This is a genomic window from uncultured Granulicatella sp., from assembly GCF_963545075.1.
Lineage (GTDB): Bacteria > Bacillota > Bacilli > Lactobacillales > Aerococcaceae > Granulicatella.
Genome location: NZ_CAUUHX010000032.1, coordinates 1 through 20,928, shown reverse-complemented (window position 1 = coordinate 20,928; position 20,928 = coordinate 1). Strand labels below are relative to the sequence as shown.

General features: G+C 33.4%; 18 protein-coding genes. 3 read left to right on the top strand and 15 right to left on the bottom strand.

What is annotated here, in order from left to right; translation table 11 throughout:
* Window positions 1-195 (top strand): hypothetical protein (locus RWZ86_RS05550; protein WP_314680543.1); only part of this gene is annotated, 195 nt, incomplete at its 5' end.
* A gap of 493 nt (window positions 196-688) precedes the next feature.
* Here the strand turns inward: RWZ86_RS05550 and RWZ86_RS05545 are convergent.
* The 7 genes from RWZ86_RS05545 to RWZ86_RS05515 form a co-directional block, all read right to left on the bottom strand.
* Window positions 689-1,210 (bottom strand): phosphatase PAP2 family protein, encoded by a 522-nt coding sequence (locus tag RWZ86_RS05545; protein ID WP_314680542.1) that lies wholly within the window; start codon window positions 1,208-1,210, stop codon window positions 689-691.
* Window positions 1,211-2,083 (bottom strand): DUF368 domain-containing protein, encoded by an 873-nt coding sequence (locus tag RWZ86_RS05540; protein WP_314680541.1) that lies wholly within the window; start codon window positions 2,081-2,083, stop codon window positions 1,211-1,213.
* A 59-nt stretch (window positions 2,084-2,142) separates the two neighbouring features.
* Complete coding sequence (gene rpoD, locus RWZ86_RS05535) at window positions 2,143-3,267, bottom strand: RNA polymerase sigma factor RpoD (RefSeq protein ID WP_314680540.1); 1,125 nt, start codon at window positions 3,265-3,267, stop codon at window positions 2,143-2,145.
* A 15-nt stretch (window positions 3,268-3,282) separates the two neighbouring features.
* Window positions 3,283-5,112 carry a DNA primase gene (gene dnaG / locus RWZ86_RS05530; protein ID WP_314680539.1) on the bottom strand — a complete coding sequence of 610 codons (1,830 nt, stop codon included), beginning with the start codon at window positions 5,110-5,112 and terminating at the stop codon, window positions 3,283-3,285.
* 223 nt (window positions 5,113-5,335) lie between these two features.
* Window positions 5,336-5,947 carry a 30S ribosomal protein S4 gene (gene rpsD / locus RWZ86_RS05525; RefSeq protein WP_006702788.1) on the bottom strand — a complete coding sequence of 204 codons (612 nt, stop codon included), beginning with the start codon at window positions 5,945-5,947 and terminating at the stop codon, window positions 5,336-5,338.
* Window positions 5,948-6,157: 210 nt separating this feature from the next.
* Window positions 6,158-6,919 carry an acyl-ACP thioesterase domain-containing protein gene (locus tag RWZ86_RS05520; RefSeq protein ID WP_314680538.1) on the bottom strand — a complete coding sequence of 254 codons (762 nt, stop codon included), beginning with the start codon at window positions 6,917-6,919 and terminating at the stop codon, window positions 6,158-6,160.
* 9 nt (window positions 6,920-6,928) lie between these two features.
* Window positions 6,929-7,522 (bottom strand): hypothetical protein, encoded by a 594-nt coding sequence (locus RWZ86_RS05515; RefSeq protein ID WP_314680537.1) that lies wholly within the window; start codon window positions 7,520-7,522, stop codon window positions 6,929-6,931.
* A gap of 107 nt (window positions 7,523-7,629) precedes the next feature.
* Here RWZ86_RS05515 and RWZ86_RS05510 point away from each other — a divergent pair, with 107 nt between their 5' ends.
* Entirely contained in the window at window positions 7,630-8,907 is a 1,278-nt protein-coding gene (locus RWZ86_RS05510; RefSeq protein ID WP_314680536.1) for a hydroxymethylglutaryl-CoA reductase, degradative, read from the top strand.
* 257 nt (window positions 8,908-9,164) lie between these two features.
* Here RWZ86_RS05510 and RWZ86_RS05505 read toward each other — a convergent pair whose 3' ends face one another.
* The 8 genes from RWZ86_RS05505 to glyQ are packed head-to-tail and all read right to left on the bottom strand — an operon-like array spanning window position 9,165 to window position 19,924.
* Entirely contained in the window at window positions 9,165-9,692 is a 528-nt protein-coding gene (locus RWZ86_RS05505) for an adenine phosphoribosyltransferase (protein WP_006702792.1), read from the bottom strand.
* Window positions 9,689-12,010 carry a single-stranded-DNA-specific exonuclease RecJ gene (gene recJ / locus RWZ86_RS05500; RefSeq protein ID WP_314680535.1) on the bottom strand — a complete coding sequence of 774 codons (2,322 nt, stop codon included), beginning with the start codon at window positions 12,008-12,010 and terminating at the stop codon, window positions 9,689-9,691. Before recJ ends, RWZ86_RS05505 begins: the two co-directional genes overlap by 4 nt.
* 17 nt (window positions 12,011-12,027) lie before the next feature.
* On the bottom strand, window positions 12,028-12,828 hold the full coding sequence (locus tag RWZ86_RS05495; RefSeq protein ID WP_314680534.1) for an SDR family oxidoreductase: 801 nt from the start codon (window positions 12,826-12,828) through the stop codon (window positions 12,028-12,030).
* Window position 12,829: 1 nt separating this feature from the next.
* Window positions 12,830-13,756: a ribonuclease Z gene (gene rnz / locus RWZ86_RS05490; protein WP_314680533.1), complete on the bottom strand. Its 927-nt coding sequence runs from the start codon at window positions 13,754-13,756 to the stop codon at window positions 12,830-12,832.
* An 8-nt stretch (window positions 13,757-13,764) separates the two neighbouring features.
* Window positions 13,765-15,585, bottom strand: coding sequence for an acyltransferase family protein (locus RWZ86_RS05485; protein ID WP_314680532.1), 1,821 nt, complete (start codon window positions 15,583-15,585; stop codon window positions 13,765-13,767).
* 8 nt (window positions 15,586-15,593) lie between these two features.
* Window positions 15,594-16,904: a GTPase ObgE gene (gene obgE / locus RWZ86_RS05480; protein WP_314680531.1), complete on the bottom strand. Its 1,311-nt coding sequence runs from the start codon at window positions 16,902-16,904 to the stop codon at window positions 15,594-15,596.
* Window positions 16,905-16,934: 30 nt separating this feature from the next.
* Window positions 16,935-19,010, bottom strand: a complete 2,076-nt coding sequence (glyS, locus tag RWZ86_RS05475; protein ID WP_314680530.1) for a glycine--tRNA ligase subunit beta — start codon at window positions 19,008-19,010, stop codon at window positions 16,935-16,937.
* Window positions 19,011-19,042: 32 nt separating this feature from the next.
* Window positions 19,043-19,924 carry a glycine--tRNA ligase subunit alpha gene (gene glyQ / locus RWZ86_RS05470; RefSeq protein ID WP_314110893.1) on the bottom strand — a complete coding sequence of 294 codons (882 nt, stop codon included), beginning with the start codon at window positions 19,922-19,924 and terminating at the stop codon, window positions 19,043-19,045.
* 402 nt (window positions 19,925-20,326) lie between these two features.
* Here glyQ and RWZ86_RS05465 point away from each other — a divergent pair, with 402 nt between their 5' ends.
* Entirely contained in the window at window positions 20,327-20,878 is a 552-nt protein-coding gene (locus tag RWZ86_RS05465) for a DNA-3-methyladenine glycosylase I (RefSeq protein ID WP_314680529.1), read from the top strand.
* The last annotated feature ends 50 nt before the right edge of the window (window positions 20,879-20,928 follow it).

Here is a 20,928-nt window from a genome sequence, read left to right as displayed (position 1 = left end):
GTACATATTATTTATAGACTTCTTGGGTACAGTAGTATTTGGACGCCAGTAGCCACCTTTGGTGTCTCTTGGCTAAAAATCAAGCCTATAGTCTTGATTTTTCCAGTAATAGAATCTGCTTCTGCAGATTCTATTGCTCATACTACTGTAAGAAGTCTATGGAGGGAAGATTCATTTACTCTTTTTCTCAATTGATTGTGTTTCGTTTCTTATCTGAAATTCTTATATTTGGTTCGTTAGCAACGGACCCCAGCTATACTAATTCTATGATAAGGACTTTCTTTTACTCTTTTTCAATTCATTATTTTTTCATTTCTACTTTATTATTCGTATTAAATAAGCTATAATATTAACAAGAAAACGTTATCAAATTTTATTATGATTATTAGGAGGTTTTGTTATGATGGTTATAAATCCTCAAAGGTATAAAAATGGAGATACTTTTTATAAACTTTAATCTAAAACTCTATTGGATAAAGTGTTTAAAATCATTATGGAAAGCTTTTTCTATAAAGGAGGAATTTATATGAGAGGTGTGTTAATTTTTACAGTAGTATTTGCGTTAATTGTTATTGGATTGATTATGAATTTCAAAAAGATAGTTAGATGGATTAAAAATATTTAATATTTAGTTTCAAAGTAAAAAGGTATAAAAGCTTTGCTGTTGCTCTGCTTTTATACCTTCTTCTTATACAAATCTTTTATGTTTTGATTGGCTCCATTTTACGGTAATCCAGCCGCTGAATGTTCCTACGATTGCTCCTGCTAATACATCTGTTGGATAATGAACGTATAAATACATTCTTGAAAAAGCAATGAGACTAGCTAGTATAAACGCCATAATCCAGTACTTTTTCATACGAAGGAAATACAATACACTCACAACAGAAAATGAAATAGCTGTATGCCCTGATGGGAATGAATAGTCTATTGGTTTTGAAATTAATAAAGAAACCGCTGAATTAACCTCATAAGGACGAGTTCTTGCTACGATAGGTTTAATTAAACCATTACATAAAATCGTGTTGACTACCACCGCAATTACTAAAAGAATTCCTAACGCTCTAGTTTTCTTATTCATTAATAAAACCGCAATTATCGCTAACCAAATGAATCCAATATTTCCCAACGATGTGATGAATATCATAAAAGAATCTAGAACCGGATGATGTAATTTTTGGAATCCATCTAGAATTTGTAATTCTGTCATCTATTTAGAATCCTTTTCCTTTAATTTTTGTAATCCTAATACTAATAATAAACCTACTAAAGCTGCAATTGGTGAAAATGTTGAAAAATTCATTGCTTCTTGAGGAATTTTTAATGTCGTTGGTCCCATTACAATCGCATAAAACGAACCAATCATCATCCCAATGATGCCATAAATCATTTGACTACGATAATGTTCTAAACAATATTTAATGGCTTTTACCACAAATAATGCTCCTGCTAACACCCCTAAACTAAAAATAGCTAAACTTGGAACATACGCTAAGTTGAACGTTAAAACTTCTTTAACAGCAAAAACAACTGGAATATAAGCTCCAAAAATTAATAATAATGTTGAACCAGAAATTCCTGGTAAAAACATGGCTGAAATTGCAATCATCCCGATAAAGAATAATTTAATGGAATCAACAATAGAAAATTGGCTTAAGTCAAAACTTCCTTTACCAGTACTAGAATTCATCCAAGTAATTCCAGCTACAATCGCAACTCCTAGTAAAATGTAAAAAATTCCCATTAAAGGCTTTTTCAAAGATTCTTTTTCTTCCATCATCATTAGAGGAATAGCCCCTGCAATAAATCCGATAAATAAAGAACTTACTCCATAAATATGAGATTCAAATAAGGAAGATAAAACTAAAATGGCACTGACCATTCCAATCCCCCAACCAATTCCTAATTTTACTAAATAAGTAAGAGCTGCTTTCTTCTCTTGTTTACTTCCAAAAGCCATATCATGAATAGAACCAATAAATTGGTCATAAAATCCCATAATAAAAGCTACTGTTCCTCCAGAAACGCCGGGAACACTATCGGCTAATGCCATACAAAAACCATTTAAAATTTGACGAAACATAAGTTTCTCCTTTCATTTATAAATAAAGAGACTAGGCTACTGCCCAGTCTCCATCAATACTAGTCTAAGAAATCTTTCAATTGTTTTGAACGACTTGGATGACGTAATTTGCGAAGTGCTTTCGCTTCAATTTGACGGATTCTTTCACGAGTAACTCCAAATACTTGGCCTACTTGTTCTAATGTACGGATTTCTCCATTTTTGTCTAGACCAAAACGTAAACGTAATACATTTTCTTCACGATCCGTTAATTGTTCTAATACTTCATCTAATTGTTCTTTTAATAATGCATATGCTGTATGTTTAGCTGGACTTGTTGCATTATCATCTTCGATAAAGTCACCTAAATGTGAATCATCTTCTTCCCCAATTGGAGTTTCTAATGACACTGGTTCTTGAGCAATTTTTAGAATTTCTCTCACTTTTTCAGTTGGTAAATCCATTTCTGCTCCAATTTCTTCAGGAGTAGGTTCGCGTCCTAAATCTTGTAATAGTTGTCTTTGAATACGAACTAATTTATTGATGGTTTCTACCATATGAACTGGAATACGAATCGTACGTGCTTGGTCAGCAATCGCACGAGTAATTGCTTGACGAATCCACCATGTAGCATAGGTTGAAAACTTAAACCCTTTTGTATGGTCAAATTTCTCAACAGCTTTCATTAAGCCCATATTTCCTTCTTGAATTAAATCTAAAAATTGCATTCCACGTCCTACATAACGTTTCGCAATCGAAACTACTAAACGTAAGTTAGCTTCTGCTAATTCTTGTTTTGCTTCTTGATCTCCTTGTTGGATACGTAAAGCAAGGTTTACTTCTTCATCCGCACTTAATAATGGAACACGTCCAATTTCTTTTAAATACATACGAACAGAGTCATTAATTTTTACATTTGACGATAAAGCTGTTTCGTCTTCTGTCATTTCTACTTCAGGTTCTTTTGCAGATTCTGAAGATAATTGACGACTAGTTGGTCCACCATCTGCATCTACTACACTAACTCCAGCATCTTCGAATTGTTGGATTAATTTATCCATTCCTTCTGCATCTAATTCATATGGAATCGCAATTTGCGTTGATAAATCATCATATAAAATTTGTCCAAACAATTTTCGTTCTGCTAACAATTTACTTGTAGCTTCTTTTAGCGTTTGACCATTCTTATTGTTTTCAACTGTCATCCACTATTCCTCCATTCATGATTTTTTTAATTGTTTCTGAATATTCACTAACTCGATCATCAATTGATTGGCTCTTGCAGCATCGTTTGATAATTGAGCTTCTTTCATTTCTTGCATACATCTTTGATATTGTTGTTTTAAATCTTCTTTTTTTGATAAGAAATACATTAAATCATGAACTTCTTTTTCGGTACATTCCTCAGGCATTTCTAGCCATTCAATCATCGACAATAAATTTCGATTGACGGTATCCGATTCATCTAAAAAATTCATAAATTCTTGAACTAATAATTCTTCAAGATGCTGCTCACGATAGCTCCTCAACAAAATATAAAATTGTTGGTAGTCTACCGATGGAAATTCAAACTCTTCATTTTCTCTTGCTAAATAACTCCATGCTTCTGGAGAATGTAGCAAACGATAGAGAAGTTGTTTCTGAGAAACTTCCATTGGACTATCCTGTGAAATTTTCATAGGATTTGACGTCCACTCCCCTGTTAAGTAAGAAGATTGTTGCTTGAATTTTCGTTGAACAAAATTGACTTGACTGGAAAGTAATTCTACAGAAATTCCAAACTCATCAGATAATGATTTAATTGCAAATTCACGTTCAATCGGTTTAGAAATTTTTGCTAATTCCATCGTCATTTGTTCTAAAAATTGAACTTTTTCTCGTTCAATTTCTAAACGATATTGTTTTGAAAAATATCGCTTTTTAAACTGGAAAACAGATTCCGTATGATGCGCTAATTGTTCAAGGTAAGCTTCTGCACCTCTTTGCTGAATAAATTCATCTGGATCCTTACCCGCATCTAAAGACAGAATTGAAATCGTTAATGCTGAATTTTCTTGCAATAATTCAATCGCTCGATTCGTTGCATCTAATCCTGCTCTATCACTGTCGTAAGCAATAATAATTTCATTTGCTACACGTGACAAAATTTGAATTTGTTCTTTTGTTAAGGAGGTTCCCATTGATGCTACTCCATTTTTCGCACCAGCTTGCCAAGAAGCAATGACATCCATATACCCTTCATATAAGACAACTTGTCCAGTTTTACGAATCGCTGATTTTGCTAAATCATAATTAAATAAGAACTGTCGCTTATTAAAAATAGGTGTTTCTGAACTATTTAAGTATTTTGCTTCTTGTTCATCAACCATGTCATCATCATTCGGTAAAATTCGACCAGAAAAAGCAATTACTTTTCCTTGTTCATTTCGAAGAGGAATCATAATCCGTTGATAAAAACGATCGATAAAATCATCATTTCTTGAAACGAATAATCCGGATTCTTCCATTTGTTGAGGCGTTAATGGAATCTGTTTGATTAAATTCGTCACATAAGTGCGATCTTTTAAAGCTAATCCCATTTTAAAGGTCTGAATCGTCTCTATTGTATATCCTCGATTTTGTAAATACTCTAATGCTTTTTCACCTCCACGTGTTTGCAATAACACATGTTGATAAAATTCAGCAGCTTTTTCATGAGCCTCAACAAGCGGTTGATAAGTATCTTGAACCGTTGGTCGAGAAATCGAATATTTATTTTCAAACGGGATTTGAGCTAATTCCGCAACTTTTGCTACTGATTCAACAAAAGATAATCCTTCAATTTCTGATATAAATGAGAAAACTGTCCCTCCTCTACCACAACTAAAGCAATGATAGATTTGTTTTTCCTCTGTTACTGAAAATGAAGGTGTCCGTTCATCATGAAAAGGACAATGGCCAAAATAATTTTTCCCTCTTTTTTTCAAAGAAACATACTGACTAATAATATCGACAATATTAACTTGCGATTGAATTTGATTCAGCGTTTCTTCAGGGATGACTTGACTCATATACTGCCTCCTTTTCCTGAAATGTTAAGGAACTTTTCCCTTTGCCTGTAGTATCCCTAATGATACAGGATATATATTATCATCAATTGAAAATTGTTTCAACTAATTTAGCTTTTCTATTATAAAAAATATCATTCTATTTTAACTGAAATTTAAAATATAAAAAACTCAAGAATCGCTACTATTTTAACGATTCTTGAGTTCGATAAATCTAGGAATAATCCTAGCCTAATTTGTTGTAATATTCAACGATTAATGATTCGTCAACATCAGATGTTAACTCATCACGTAATGGTAGACGGTTTAATGAACCTTCTAATTTTTCTTCATCAAATGTAACAAATTCTGGACGTCCATATAAAGATTCTAAAGATTCTTTAATGATTGTTAAGTTACGTGATTTTTCACGAACACCAACAACATCTCCAACTTGTACTTGGAATGAAGGGATATCTACACGTTTACCATTTACAGTAACGTGACCGTGGTTTACTAATTGACGAGCTTGACGACGAGTTGAAGCTAATCCTAAACGGTAAACTACGTTATCTAAACGTTGTTCTAGAAGGATCATGAAGTTTTCACCATGTTTACCTTCTTTAATTTTGCCAGCTTTTTTGAATAAAGTAGCAAATTGACGTTCGTTCATACCATACATATGACGTAATTTTTGTTTTTCTTGTAATTGTTGACCATACTCAGATAATTTACTACGGTTGTTTGGTCCGTGTTGACCTGGTGCGTATGGACGACGAGCGATTTCTTTTCCTGTTCCTGAAAGTGAAATGCCTAAACGACGAGATAACTTCCAGCTTGGTCCAGTGTAACGTGACATTGAACATTCCTCCAATAATAAAAAATTTTTTATGGAGTAAAATAATTGCGAAACAGTAGATTCGTGCAGTCTCTATTAGGGTTCACCTTTGCAGCCGTGGTTACTACCTTCCTCTAAATGGATAGGACTGTTGACGAGCTTCTCTTATTTCTGCTGCATATTTTACACAAAAATTATTCTAACAGATGTTTGAATAAAATGCAAACTATTTTATGCAATTTCTTCCCATTCCATTTGAATATTCGCACAGCGATTCCCATCTTGGGAAATTAAATGATACGTTTGTGTTCTCTCTTGACTTTCTTTTGCATTTTCTTCCCATAAAGTTGAACATGCAATGGTTGATTCTGGTAATACTTCCTTTTCATATTTAATCACCACTTGTTTCAACTGATGTTCCTCTAAAAACTCCATGCCTAATTCACTAAATGCAAAATCAAAGTATCGAGCATTATTCACATGTAGATTCTCATCTATATCATTAATTCGAATTTTGTATTCCCCTGTTTTTGCATCTGTATAATCTTTTTTAGGAATTCGAGTTGCTTTTCTCATTTCTTTTCCAATTGATAATGGATATTCCAACACAACTTCTTCATCAATGGAAACTATCTTACGTGCGTTCATATCAAGCATGGCAAATGTCGTCAAACATTTAAACAACTCTTCCCTTTCTTTTGAAAGAATGCGATATTCACGATAAGTAAAAAATTTATTATAGCTAATCGCTTCTGTTTCAATGATGACTTCTTCATCTACCTTTGGCATGCGATGAATCTCTATTTCGTGTTGGATCACAATCCATGTATAGCCCTTTTCATAAACAAAGTTTGGATTTTGTAATTGTTGTTGTTGCTTTCTAGAAGCTAACATCATCATTCCTAAAGCTTGACTTAATAGTAAATTTCCTTTCCAATCACATTCATATGGAAGAATTGAGCGCTCTACTTGGCAAATTACATCAACCGTCATAGCTTCCTCCTATAAATTCCAAATATCTTGACTATCTTCATTTAATACAGATACAATTTCTCCTTTATGGAAAATAACAATCGTATCTGTTGGTAAATGCATCATATCATAAAAGTTTGGATAATCAGGGAAAATTTCATAAGCTTTTGCTCCTGATAATGGTTGAGATTCAATTTCTTGATCAACAGGTGCTACATACCATGTTTCATCATCAAAACGATGCGCATAAAAATCTTCCACTTCAAATGTATGATTTGCAATAATAACCGGACTATCAAAACGGAATGGAACTAACTTTCCTAATGTTTTCGTACGTTTTCCGGCTTTAAATGTTTTTTGAACAATTTCTAAGAAATAACTACAATCTGTAATCCATTCTTCTAATTGTTTTTGTTCATAATTTGGAACGCAAACATGATACTCATTTTCAATGGAAACAACTTTAATATTTCCATAATGGATTGGAATTAATTGATTTAATTCTTCTAAATTTTCTTCAAAATAGTCTTCTACAATCGTTAATAAATCTTCTGCTTCTTTTTGATAAGCCTCTTCAGCTTCTAATATAAATAATCGTTCTTGAATTGTTCTTGTAAATTTCATTTCATCACTCCTTGTTTTCTAGTATACAGTATTTAAAACATTTTTTCTTGTATCTTCCCCTCATACTAATAAATTTGTTATACTAGAGTCAATTAAGGGGGCTTAATATGAACGACCAATTATTTTATAAATTTTATCAAAAAACACCATTAGAAAGAAAAAACATTTTATCAAACTTATCTCATTTATCAGATGAAAAAAAATCAAACTTATTCAATGGATTCAACTTACCAGAGTCAGTAGCTAATCAAATGATTGAAAATCAAATTGGACTATATGACTTACCACTTGGAATTGTGCCAGAAGTAACGGTAAATGATAAAACTTATATCGTCCCAATGGTAACAGAAGAACCTTCCGTAATTGCTGCAGCAAGTAATGGTTGTAAAATCATTCATCGTTCAGGTGGATTTACTACTACTCAAGAAAAGAGAGAAATGATTGGGGAAATTGCGATCTATGATTCTCCCTATTCTATAGAAGAAATTGAGGATAAACTTTCAAAAGAAATGGAACACTTATTTTCTATCGCTCATGAAGCTCACCCTTCTATTGTCAAACGTGGTGGTGGAATTCAAAAGATTTGGGTAGAAGAAAAACAACATCCTCATCATACATTTTATGTATTTTATGTTTCTGTTGATACTAAAGAAGCAATGGGGGCAAATATTTTAAATACGATTTTAGAAGCCTTGGTTTCTCCTATCGAAACTTTTACAAATGGAACTTGTATTATGGCAATTTTATCGAATTTAGCAACTCATTCAGTCATAACGACTACTTGTCGTATTCCATTTGAACAATTAGCAACAAAGACGATTTCTGGAGAAGAAATTGCCAAAAGAATTGAAATTGCAAGTGAACTATCCCAAGTAGATACTTATCGAGCTGCTACTCATAATAAAGGAATCATGAATGGAATTGATGCAGTTGTGATTGCAACTGGAAATGATTGGAGAGCGATTGAAGCTGGAGCACATGCTTATGCAACCTTATCAGGAACCTATCAACCTTTTAGTAAATGGTTCATCGATGATGATAAAGAATTAGTAGGAACATTGAGTATTCCAATGCCAATTGGTACAGTCGGTGGATCCATTGCCATTCATCCTGCTGCTCAATTTGCTCATGAATTATTGATGAATCCATCTGCTAAAGAATTAGCTTCTATTATTGCTTCTATTGGTTTAGCACAAAATTTTGCTGCATTAAAAGCATTAGTAACAGATGGTATTCAAAAAGGACATATGAACTTACAAGTAAAATCTCTAGCTTTAACAGCCGGAGCAACCGAAGAAGAAATTCCACAAATTGTACAATTATTAAAAGAACACAAACATTTAAATTTAGAAACTGTACAAAAAATATTAGAAAGTATTAGATAATGCATAAAAGCCATGAGATTTGTATTTATGAATCTCATGGCTTTTATAGCTACTTCAGAAAAATCTTATATTTTAATCGTTCTCTCGTTTATTCCAATAAAAAAGAAAAGATTTTTCATCGTAGCATTGGTACTAGAAGCTGTTTTTTCAGCTTCTAGTACTGGAAAAATCGAGACTTTGGGCTCGATTTTTAGCCATGAGATTCGCTTTTGCGAAGCTGCTGGCGTCCATTTGCTACCTCAGAAAAATCCTTTTCTTTATCTTTCGTCTTCTGTATATTCCATCAATGTAAAGATGTCATATCCTTCGATTTTTTCACGGCCTTTTAAGTCTGTTAATTCTACTAAGAATGCTAAACCAACAACTTCTCCACCTAATTTTTCAACTAATTTCGCACAGGCATCCATAGTTCCACCTGTTGCTAATAAGTCATCACAAATTAATACTTTTTGTCCTGGTTTTACAGCATCTTTATGTAAATGTAATTCTGCAGTACCATATTCTAAATCATATTCTACAGAAACTGTTTCACGAGGTAATTTCCCTTTTTTACGCGCAGGTGCAAAACCAATTCCTAATTCATAGGCAACTGGACATCCAACGATAAATCCACGAGCTTCAGGACCAACAATCATGTCAGCTCCTCTGCTTTTCGCATAATCTACGATTTGTTGTGTCGCATATTGATATGCTTTTCCATCTGCCATTAAAGGTGAAATATCTCTAAAAATAATTCCTTCTTTAGGATAGTTTGGTACACTTGCAATGTAATTTTTTAAATTCATTTTTCTTCCTCCATATTTGTCAGCCAATTTGTTAATTCTGTAAATTGACTATAGATAAATACTCTTTCGAGCCAAAGTTCTTCTTGCAATTGTTTCATTAAGGTTGACTGCATTAAATCCATTGATGTGGATTCTGGATTTAATCTTAAACAGCCGTTTTCTATTATAACAAATTTTAATTCAAAAAACACTTTTAATATCACTTTAAATTGATGTAGTGGAATTTTTAAATAATTTGCTAATTCTCCAGTTTTTTCATTATAAGGAACATTCGAATGTGTTTTTAAATATTGATAAACAGCCACAAAGCGTTCTCTTGTTGGAATTCCCATTGTCATAATAGATTTTGGCGTATATGCAATGATATACATTTTTTGCATATATAAGTGTTTACGAAATTCTTGAATGACTTCTTTAGATTTTGGACAATCAAATACTACAATCGATTCAAAATCATCTTGCTGTTCTTCTTTCATCCATTCTTCTATTGAGAATACTTTCGAAGTTGTATCAATTCTTTCACTCACTAAAGGTTTAAGTGCTTCTCTTTCAACTAAATAAGCTGCCTTCTTCACGGATAAATGATCCGGACGAATTTTATTCGTACGCCAATCAAAAATTAACGCATCTTTTACAGCAATATCTTTTAACATTAATTGAGGCAAGCGATTTTGTTGCCATTCATTAATTTCTAAGGTTCCAATGACTTCAACTTCTGCTTGAAGATTTAAGCTATCCGCCCATTCTCCTTTATTAAAGATTAAAGCTTGTAACTGTTGCTGTTCAGAGTTCAACGTTAATTTTAAATGCTGTTGTTGAGCTCCAATCTTTTGCTTTTGCCCTACTGTTACGGAACTAATTTTAAAAATTGGTTCAGCATTATTTGTTCCATAAGGTTTTAATGCTTGAAGAGAATCAATAAAATCAACATTTACTTGAGATAGTGATAGTGCTTCTTCAATACTAATCACTTTTTCAGATTCCAATAATTCAGGATGTTGTTTCGCATAAGTTTCAATAGCTTCCATAAACGCTGGTAACTTCACAGTTTCAACACTTAATCCAGCAGCCATATGATGGCCTCCAAATTTAGCTAAAGACTCTTGGCATTCCGTTAGTGCATCATAGAGATTAAATTGTGCACAAGATCTTGCAGAACCTTTTGCCATTAATCCATCTGATTGAATTCCTAAAACAATCGTAGGCTTTTGTAATTGTTCGACGATTCGGCTTGCAACAATTCCTAATACACCTTCATGCCAATTCGTTTGAGCTAATAATAACACTTTATGATCTATTTGAGATTTAGCTAATTCTAAAGCTTCTGCTGTAATATCATCTACAATTTGTTTTCTTTTGGCATTTTCTTGTTGCATTAAAGTCACAACTTCTTGGGCCACTTCATCATCAAAAGTTGTAAAGAGAGCTACACCTGGAGTCGCATCTCCAAGTCTTCCAAGCGCATTTAAACAAGGTCCTACTTGAAATCCTATCGTTTTTTCATCTATTGAACCAGGAGTTAATTGTAATTCTTGAAACAAATAACTTAATCCAATTCTCTCTGTTTGATTTAATTGTTGTAAGCCTAATTTTACTAAACTACGATTTTCATCTGTTAAGCTAACTAAGTCTGCGATTGTTCCAATACAAGCAATTTCAGCTAATTCAGCAGGAAGTTCTCCTAATAATGCATGCGCTAATTTAAAAGCAACCCCTGCTCCTGATAAATCTCCAAATGGATACTCACCATCTGGATGACGAGGATGAACGACTGCATATGCTTTAGGGAGAACAGGAGGAATCTCATGGTGATCTGTTACAATGACATCACATTGTTGACTCATTGCCCATTCAACACTTTCATGAGCTGCAATTCCACAGTCAACCGTAATAATTAGAGAAACACCTTTTTCAAGATACTCTTCAAACACACGAATATTCGGACCATATCCATCTATAAAACGATTTGGTAAGTAATATTCTACTTGTGCTCCCATCATTTCTAATGTTTCGTATAATACTGCTGTACTAGTAATACCATCAGCATCATAGTCCCCAAATATCAAGATACTTTCATCCGTTTCGATCGCTTGTTGAATACGTTGAATTGCTTTTTCCATATCATACATTAAATATGGATCATGCCATAATGTCGGTGAAGATGATAGAAATTCTTGAATTTGTTCCTCAGTTTGATATCCTCTTCTCCTACAAATTTGAATCAATAAAGGAGAAAGTCCTAATGCTTTCGCAATTTCTTTAGAGCTTTCCTCTATCTCATTATTGACTAAATCCCATTTAGCATTTGCAAAAGACATCCTATCACCTCCAGAACTTATTTTTTATTAAATAATTTTAAAATACTCATGTCTCCAATTTTTGGGAAACAAAAGTTTAATTTTGCTGCAAGATTCATACTATACGGTACATTCACTTCTCTTTTTTGAAGTTTCATTCCTCGAACAATCTTTCTTGCGACTTCCTCACTAGTTAAAACATACCTAGAAACACTAGCTAAATATTTGCCAGTTGGTTCAGCTTTTTCAAAAAATTGAGTCGCAATTGGTCCAGGATTAACCGTCATAACATGAATACCTTGTTCTTTTAATTCTAATCGTAAAGCATTGGAATAACCTAATACTCCAAATTTTGATGCAGAATATACTGAAGTTTTTGGAGTTGCTGTTTTTCCAGCTTGAGAGGCGATTTGTACAAACATTCCAGATTTTTTCTGAATGAATTTAGGAAGATATTGTTGAGTGATTTGAATTAAAGTGTATAAATTCAATTGTAACATCTCTTCGATTTCTTCTTTTGATAAATCAACGGCTTGTTTTAAATACCCTCTACCAGCATTATTAATAACAATATCCACCTCAATGGACTGAATTTTTTCTAATAGTAATTCTACTTCATCTGCATTCGATAAATCACAGGCATAATAACAGACTGGCTGATTCGTCCATTGTTGGCAAGTATTGGCTACTTGTTTTAAGACTTCTTCACGTCTTGCCACTAATATTAAACCAGCTTGTTGTTTGGCACATTCATAAGCTAATTGTTCCCCTAAACCACCACTAGCTCCTGTAAGTAATACCATTTTTCCATTTATTGAAAATTGCTCACGTTTTACCATCTTAATTTCTTCCAATCGTAAATGTATCAAAATCTTTGACTACTTTAGTTTGTGGGAATACTTTACGAGCTTCCTGTTCTAACTGACTCACTTGATGTCCTAAATAACGTGCACTAATATGAGTTAAGTATAATTGTTGAACATTCGCTTCTAAAGCAACCGTTGCTGCTTGTTTACTGGTTGAATGAAAATGTTGACGAGCTGTTTTTTCTTTATCTGCTTCATAAGTTGCTTCATGAACGAGAACATTTGCATTTTGTGCTAAAGCAATACTTTTTGGAGTAAATCTTGTATCTCCACAAATGACAACAACACGTCCCTTAATGTCCTCACTGACATAGTCTTTTCCATCAATGACACGACCATCTTCTAAAGTAACAACTTCCCCACGTTTTAAACGACCAAAAACTGGTCCAAATGGTACTCCAAGCGCTTTTAATTCATCTGCTTTTAATTCACCAATTTGGTCAGCTTCTGTCATTCGAAATCCATAAGAAGGAATTCCATGTTCTAACTTCATTGCTTCTACTTTAAATTGTTTATCCTCAAATAAAACTCCATCTTCTTCAAATTCAACAACTTTCAATGGATAACCTAACTTCGAATAAGAAACAGCAATACTCGCATCAATAAACCGTTTAATTCCTTTGGGTCCATAAACAGTTAACTCATCTTCTCCACCTTGGAATGATCGACTCGTTAATAAGCCTGGCAACCCAAAAATATGGTCTCCATGAAGATGGGTAATAAATATTTTTTTTATTTTTCCTGGTCGAATGGTTGTGTTTAAAATTTGTTGTTGCGTTGCTTCTCCACAATCAAATAACCAGATTTCATTTCTTTCATCTAATAGTTTCAAAGCGATTGACGAAACATTTCTCATTTTAGCTGGAACTCCAGCACCTGTACCTAAAAATTGTAATTCCATAATTGCTCCTAACTACCTCGTAATGTTTGATAAATCATTTTAGCAATCCACAAACCTTGTTGATGTGCTCCAGTTGTATTCACGATAGACGCTTTTTCATAGAACCAATCTGGATGCGCACTTGATTCAGATTTCCAATCAATATAATGAACACTTGAATATTTTTGTGCCAAACTTTCAGAAATATGATTAATTTCTTGTTGCCATGTTCGATTGATGGTATTCGAAACTAAAAAGATTTGTTTATCCATACCGATATTTTTTAAAACAGCATCTAATTGTCCTCTTGTATATGCTCCATTACTTCCAACCATTAACACGATAATATCTCCCAATTGTTTTTGTTGTTTCAATTGGGCAATCATTCCTCCTAACTCATAGACTTGAAGATCTCTATCCGCACTAATCACTGCATTAGGATATAATGTTGGAATTTCTTGTGCCATCGCTAATAGCATTGTATCTCCAATAAATGTAATGGAAGAATTTGAACTGAATACTGTTTCTTCCCTGCTAAGTCCTTGAATATTATTAATCGTTTTAACAACTTTCTTATCTGTATTTCGAGTATTCTTCGATAAGGATTCACTAGCTAATAATACTTCTTGTAAAGCAGATTCTTGAGCTGATAATCTTGGACCAGCTTGAATAAATCCAATGAATAAAATCAATACAACAGCAGCACTAACCATCATTTTTACAGTTCTACGAGTTGACTTTGTAGATTGTGTAGATAAACGATTCATCACTTTAGAGAATTTCCCTTTTTCAAACCATTGATACCAAATTTCTCCTAAAATTACTAATAACACAATTTCTACTAATCTATGTAAAACAGGTGTAGAACTCGTATCACCAATTTTTGCTTGATATAAAACCGATAATGGTAAATACCATAAATAATAAGAAAGACTTCTTCTCCCGATGACTGTTAAAGGTTTTAAACGGAAAATAATTGATGTAACTGATTTAGGATGTAATGAAATCATGGTTAAAGCTGCTACAATCAGATCGAAAATAAACATTCCACCTCTAAACACTAAATGACTATGCTCTTTCATCGTAAATAATAAAAGGATGAATAATCCAATTGGTACAAATCGAATCACCGACTCATAACGATATTTTTGCTTGTATTCTCCATAAAATTTTTGAATAGGGAATAATAACGCTACAACTGCTCCCGTTAAAACAGAAAAAGCACGTGTATCCGTTCCAAAGAAAATTCTTAAGAAATGAGCCTTTGAAACATCTTTCGTCATCATTAATAAAACAGAAGCTACTAAAAGAACAATGACGACTTTTTGTAACACTTGATGTTTTTTAATCATCACACTTAAGAATACAAATAAAATTGGCCACAATAAATAATATTGAACCGCTAATGACATATACCATAAATGAGAAAATGGCGATTGTGTTAATACCGTCATCGCATAATCATTTTCTTGAAAAATTTGCCACCAGTTATTCATAAAGAATAAATTAGAAACCATTGTACTTCTTAAATTAACTAAGAGTTCCTTTTGAAATAACAATAAATAAAAAATCACTGCCACCATCATCGCAAAAGTTGGAATAATAATTCGTTTCAATCTTTTTGTTAAAAATGATTTTAATGGTACTTTTCCATTTTTCATTAAAGAATCCATTAAACTAGCGGTCATAAAATAGCCTGATAATAATAAAAAGATATTTAACCCTAGAAATCCACCTGGAATACGGTAAGCCATCATTTGATGGCCTACGATACTCATAATCGCAATGGCTCTTAACCCATCAAAAGCTGCGATATACTCTCGTTTTTCAATTTCAGTTCTATCAATCATGACATCACCTAATCAACGAACTCAAAGACAAATTTACGAATTCGAACCATATCTCCATTTTCAGCACCTTGACTACGTAAGGCAGCATCGACACCCATTCCACGTAATTGACGTGAAAAACGCATCACAGATTCATCATGTTCCATATTCGTCATTAAGAATAATTTTTCAAGTTTTTCTCCATATAGTACCCATGTACCATCAGGATCTCTTGTAATATCAAATGGACGCTCTTCTTCTTCCAACCCATAAACCATATGCGTTTGAGCTTCTTGCTCTTCTTCTAATGGGAAGAATTCTGTTTCTTCTAATACTTCTGCCGTTCTTGCTAGTAGGGCTTGCAAGCCATCTTTACGATAAGCTGAAATCGGGAAAATTTCAGGCATTTCCTGCCCTTCTGGTAAGTTTTCTTGTAAATCTTTTTTAAATTGTTCTAATAATTCTTCAGACTGTGGTTGGTCCATTTTATTTGCCACAATAATCATTGGACGTTCTAGTAATCTTAAATGATATGAACCTAATTCTTGCATAATGACTTGATAATCTTCATAAGGATTTCTTCCTTCCATTGAAGCCATATCAATAACATGTAGTAATACTTTTGTACGTTCAATATGTTTTAAGAAATGGATTCCTAATCCAACACCCATATGAGCTCCTTCGATTAATCCTGGAAGGTCAGCTACAACAAATTGTTCTCCGTTTGGAGCTTGTGTCATCCCTAATTGTGGATTTAACGTTGTAAAATGATAATCCGCAATTTTTGGTTTTGCACTAGAAATCACCGATAATAAGGTTGATTTTCCTACAGATGGGAATCCAACTAAACCGACATCTGCTAACACTTTTAATTCTAATTCAATTTCAAATTCTTCTCCTGGTTCTCCATTTTCAGCAATATCTGGAGCAGGATTTTTATGAGTAGCAAAGCGAATATTTCCACGGCCTCCACGACCACCCTTTGCTACTACTACTTCTTGATCCACTTCTACTAAGTCTGCAATCAATTCTTTTGTTTGAGCATTACGAACAATCGTACCTGCAGGAACTTTAACAATTAAGTCATCTGCTCCACGACCATACATACTTTTACTCATCCCATTTTCACCAGGTTTTGCCTTGAAATGACGTTTGTGACGGAAATCTAATAATGTTCTAAGTCCTGAATCGACTTTAAAAATGACACTACCGCCTCGTCCGCCATCTCCACCAGCAGGACCTCCATCTGGGACATATTTTTCTCTTCTAAAGGCAACCATACCGTTTCCGCCATCTCCGGCTTTCACCCATATCGTCGCACGATCATAAAAAACTGCCATTAGGATTCTCTCCTTTCTTGTTTTTCTATATTATTTAACAATTAATTCTCTAAAGTCAGCAAATGATAAAATCATTAATGCTAATTCACGTAAGAAACGTAAACGGTTGACACGAATTTCTTCATTATCGACCATTACCATATTTTCATTAAAGAATTCATGAATTTTTGGTGTAATCGATGCAAATGCTGCAAATTTTTCTTGAGCTGAATAATTAGCAAATTCTTTTCTTAAACTAATAATTGCTTCTACTAATTGACGTTCACTTTCTGTTTCAACTTTTTCCAATTGGAATTCAGAAGAATGACGTGCTTCGTCAAATCCTTTTGCACTAATATTAATCACACGGTTTAACGCTTCAGTAATATCTTTGATTTCTGAAGTATTCACTTCTTTTTCTAATACTGCTACTGCCTGCATTTTTTCTGGAACACTATTAGAGTTAGAATTTAATACTGCTTCAATCACATCATGACGTTTTGAAATTGAAGTCATTCTTTGAGCAAGTCTTTCACGAATAAATCCTAAAATAAATGCTTGAACATCTTCTTTCTTATCCACTAAGAATGCTGCATAATCCAATGCTAATAAAGTTTTAGCAAAATCATCAATTTCTAAGTTCCATTCGAACGCTTCTAAAATTTGTACTAATCCCATTACTTGACGACGTAATGCATAAGGGTCGTTCGAACCAGTTGGTAACATACCTGCTGCTGTAAAGCTTAAGAATGTATCTAATTTATCCGCAATTGCTAATAATGCACCTGGTACTGATGAAGGTAATTCAGCATCTGCACTAATTGGCATATAATGTTCACGAATCGCTCTAGCTACTTCTGGAGTTTCTCCATAGTTTTTCGCGTAGATTTCTCCCATAATTCCTTGTAATTCTGGGAATTCACCAACCATATTCGTTACTAAGTCAAATTTGTAAATCGATGCTGCACGTTTTGCGGTTTCAACATCTTTTGCATCAATATTTAATTCACTTGCAATACGTTCCACTAATAATTGAACACGATTCATTTTTTCAGTCATAGAACCAATTTTAGCATGGAAGTTTAATGTTTCTAATTTCTTCAAGAATGCACTCATTGGAACTTTTTTATCTTCTTCATAGAAGAATAAAGCATCTTCTAAACGAGCTGTTAATACTTTTTGATTTCCTTTTGCAACATTTTCAATCATGTAGTCATTTCCGTTACGAGCAGAAATGAAATAAGGTTGTAATTCACCTTTAGCATTATACACAACAAAGTAACGTTGGTGTTCTTTCATAGAAGTGACTAATACTGGTTCTGGAACGACTAAATATTTTTCATCAAAAGTTCCAGCAAATGCTGTTGGATATTCTAAAATAGAACTTACTTCTTCTAATAATTCTTCATCAATTGGAACTGTCCAAGCATTTTTAGCTGCTAATTCTTCAATTTGTTTACGAACTAACGCTTTTCTTTCATCTTGATTTACAATTACAAATTGTTCTGCTAAAGCTTTTTCATATTGTTCTGGGCTAGCAATCTCAGTATCTTTTCCTAAGAAACGATGCCCTCTTGAAACTCGACCAGCTTTCACATCTAATACTTGAATTTCTTCAATGACTTCTTCTCCATATAAAGCAACAATCCAATGAATTGGACGTAAATATTCAAACGTATGAGCAGCCCAACGCATTGTAACTGGGAATTTCATATCTGTAATAACTGAAGATAAATTTTTAACAACTTCTTTTGTTGATTTACCTTGTAATAATTGTTTAACGTGGATATAGTCCACATCTTTAATTGTTTCTACATAAATGTCGTCTGTTGTTAATCCTTTTCCACGAACAAATCCTTCAGCAGCTTTTGTCCAAGCCCCATCTTTTTGAGCAATCGCTAATGATGGACCTTTAAAAATTTCAACACGATCTTCTTGTTCTTCTTCTAATCCATTTACTCGAACGGCTAATCGTCTTGGTGTTGCAAAAGCTTCTACAGATTCAAATGCTAAGTTTTCTTGTTTGAAAAAGTCTTCTACACGAGTTGCTAATTGTTCTGAACTTGTACGAACATATTGCGCTGGTAATTCTTCTAAACCAATTTCGAATAATAATGATTTTGTCATAATTGTCCTCCTAATGTTACTAATCTATCCTATTAGTCTTTTAATAATGGGAATCCTAAAGATTCTCTTTCAGCTACGAATGTTTTAGCAATGGTACGGGCCATTTTACGAATACGACCTAAAAATCCTGCACGGTCTGTCGCAGAAATAATGCCACGTGCATCCATTAAGTTAAATGCATGAGAGCATTTTAATACACAATCATAAGCTGGGTGAACAAGACCTTTTTCCATTAAGATTGTTGCTTCTTTTTCATATTCAGTAAATAATTGCATTAATAATTCAGGATTACTTTCTTCAAAAGCATATTTAGAATGTTCAAATTCTGGTTGTTTGAAAATATCTCCATATTTTACATCGCCAGTCCAAACTAAATCATAAACACTTTCTACTTCTTGGATATAAGATGCTAAACGTTCTAATCCATAAGTAATTTCACTTGTTACTGGGTGACATTCTAATCCCCCTACTTGTTGGAAGTATGTAAATTGAGTCACTTCCATTCCATCTAACCATACTTCCCAACCAAGACCGGCACAACCTAATGATGGATTTTCCCAGTTATCTTCTACGAAACGAATATCATGTTCTAATGGGTCAATTCCAAGAGCTTCTAGGCTTCCTAAATATAACTCTTGAATATTTTCAGGAGATGGTTTCATAACAACTTGGAATTGGTGATGTTGGAATAAACGGTTTGGATTTTCACCATAACGACCATCAGCTGGACGACGAGATGGTTCTACATAAGCAGCGTTCCATGGTTCTGGTCCAATAGCACGTAAAAAAGTATATGGACTCATTGTTCCAGCACCTTTTTCAGTATCATAAGCTTGTAATAATAAACAGCCTTGATTTGACCAATAATTTTGTAATGTTAAAATAATTTCTTGTACTGTTAATTTTTTTGACATAGTATTCCTACTTTCTATAATTTTTATGACAGGATAAAATTCACCAAGAATCTCTTAATGTAAAACGAAGTCTTTCCTCCTTTTCCCTATAAAAAAATCCCTATGTACACTAAAAAAGCATACATAGGGACGATTCATCGCGGTTCCACCCTAATTTCTTAGACTAATCTAAGCTTCATTGTTGATTGACTCCAATGCGCCACAATACATTCACTATCAAACGGCTTCCACCTATCCCGTTCTCTCTATCCATATTTAGAATGATTGTCTCATCTTCAACGTCATATTTACTGGATTAATATTACTGATTTTTCCTTCAAAAGTCAAGTTATATCAATCATTTGTTAGCTTTTACCTCTTCATCATGATATAATTTTTCCATTCTTAAAGGAGGCGATTTTTATGCGTTGTGCTTGGGCAACTATTTCTGAACTTGATAAAAAGTATCATGATGAAGAATGGGGAGTTCCTTGTTATGATGATCAAAAACTATTTGAGATTTTAACATTAGAAGTGATGCAAGCAGGACTTAGTTGGTCAACCATTTTGAAAAAACGAGAAGGATTTAGAGAAGCCTTTGAACAGTTTGAGATTCATAAAGTGAGTCAATATACAAAAGACAATGTAGAAACATTACTCCAAAATCCTAAAATCATTCGTCATCGTCAAAAAATTGAATCCACTATACAAAATGCAAAAATCATTTTACAGTTACAAGTTCAATACGGAAGTTTTCATGAATTTTTATGGAGCAAGTTTGACCACACTCCAATCATTAATCACTGGGAAACAATGGAAGAAGTTCCTTCTTCTACTCCACTAACCGAACAATTATGTAAAGAATTCAAAAAACTCGGATTCAAATTTATCGGACCTACTACCCTCTATTCATTTTTACAAGCATCCGGCATCATTAATGATCATCTAATCTCTTGTCCATATAAACACAAATAAAGAGACTGGGCAAAAAGTCTCAAAAATAGAAGAAAGCACGTCCTGATTTT

Excerpts from the sequence above, each read along its gene's own strand:
- RWZ86_RS05510 (WP_314680536.1), top strand. The coding sequence starts at position 7,630 with ATGAACGACCAATTATTTTATAAATTTTATCAAAAAACACCATTAGAA.
- RWZ86_RS05485 (WP_314680532.1), bottom strand. The coding sequence starts at position 15,585 with ATGATTGATAGAACTGAAATTGAAAAACGAGAGTATATCGCAGCTTTT.
- glyS (WP_314680530.1), bottom strand. The coding sequence starts at position 19,010 with ATGACAAAATCATTATTATTCGAAATTGGTTTAGAAGAATTACCAGCG.
- rnz (WP_314680533.1), bottom strand. The coding sequence starts at position 13,756 with ATGGAATTACAATTTTTAGGTACAGGTGCTGGAGTTCCAGCTAAAATG.
- obgE (WP_314680531.1), bottom strand. The coding sequence starts at position 16,904 with ATGGCAGTTTTTTATGATCGTGCGACGATATGGGTGAAAGCCGGAGAT.
- RWZ86_RS05505 (WP_006702792.1), bottom strand. The coding sequence starts at position 9,692 with ATGAATTTAAAAAATTACATTGCAAGTGTACCAAACTATCCTAAAGAA.
- RWZ86_RS05520 (WP_314680538.1), bottom strand. The coding sequence starts at position 6,919 with ATGACGGTTGATGTAATTTGCCAAGTAGAGCGCTCAATTCTTCCATAT.
- RWZ86_RS05545 (WP_314680542.1), bottom strand. The coding sequence starts at position 1,210 with ATGACAGAATTACAAATTCTAGATGGATTCCAAAAATTACATCATCCG.
- RWZ86_RS05495 (WP_314680534.1), bottom strand. The coding sequence starts at position 12,828 with ATGGTAAAACGTGAGCAATTTTCAATAAATGGAAAAATGGTATTACTT.
- recJ (WP_314680535.1), bottom strand. The coding sequence starts at position 12,010 with ATGTCTTTTGCAAATGCTAAATGGGATTTAGTCAATAATGAGATAGAG.
- RWZ86_RS05465 (WP_314680529.1), top strand. The coding sequence starts at position 20,327 with ATGCGTTGTGCTTGGGCAACTATTTCTGAACTTGATAAAAAGTATCAT.
- rpsD (WP_006702788.1), bottom strand. The coding sequence starts at position 5,947 with ATGTCACGTTACACTGGACCAAGCTGGAAGTTATCTCGTCGTTTAGGC.
- rpoD (WP_314680540.1), bottom strand. The coding sequence starts at position 3,267 with ATGACAGTTGAAAACAATAAGAATGGTCAAACGCTAAAAGAAGCTACA.
- dnaG (WP_314680539.1), bottom strand. The coding sequence starts at position 5,112 with ATGAGTCAAGTCATCCCTGAAGAAACGCTGAATCAAATTCAATCGCAA.
- glyQ (WP_314110893.1), bottom strand. The coding sequence starts at position 19,924 with ATGTCAAAAAAATTAACAGTACAAGAAATTATTTTAACATTACAAAAT.
- RWZ86_RS05515 (WP_314680537.1), bottom strand. The coding sequence starts at position 7,522 with ATGAAATTTACAAGAACAATTCAAGAACGATTATTTATATTAGAAGCT.
- RWZ86_RS05540 (WP_314680541.1), bottom strand. The coding sequence starts at position 2,083 with ATGTTTCGTCAAATTTTAAATGGTTTTTGTATGGCATTAGCCGATAGT.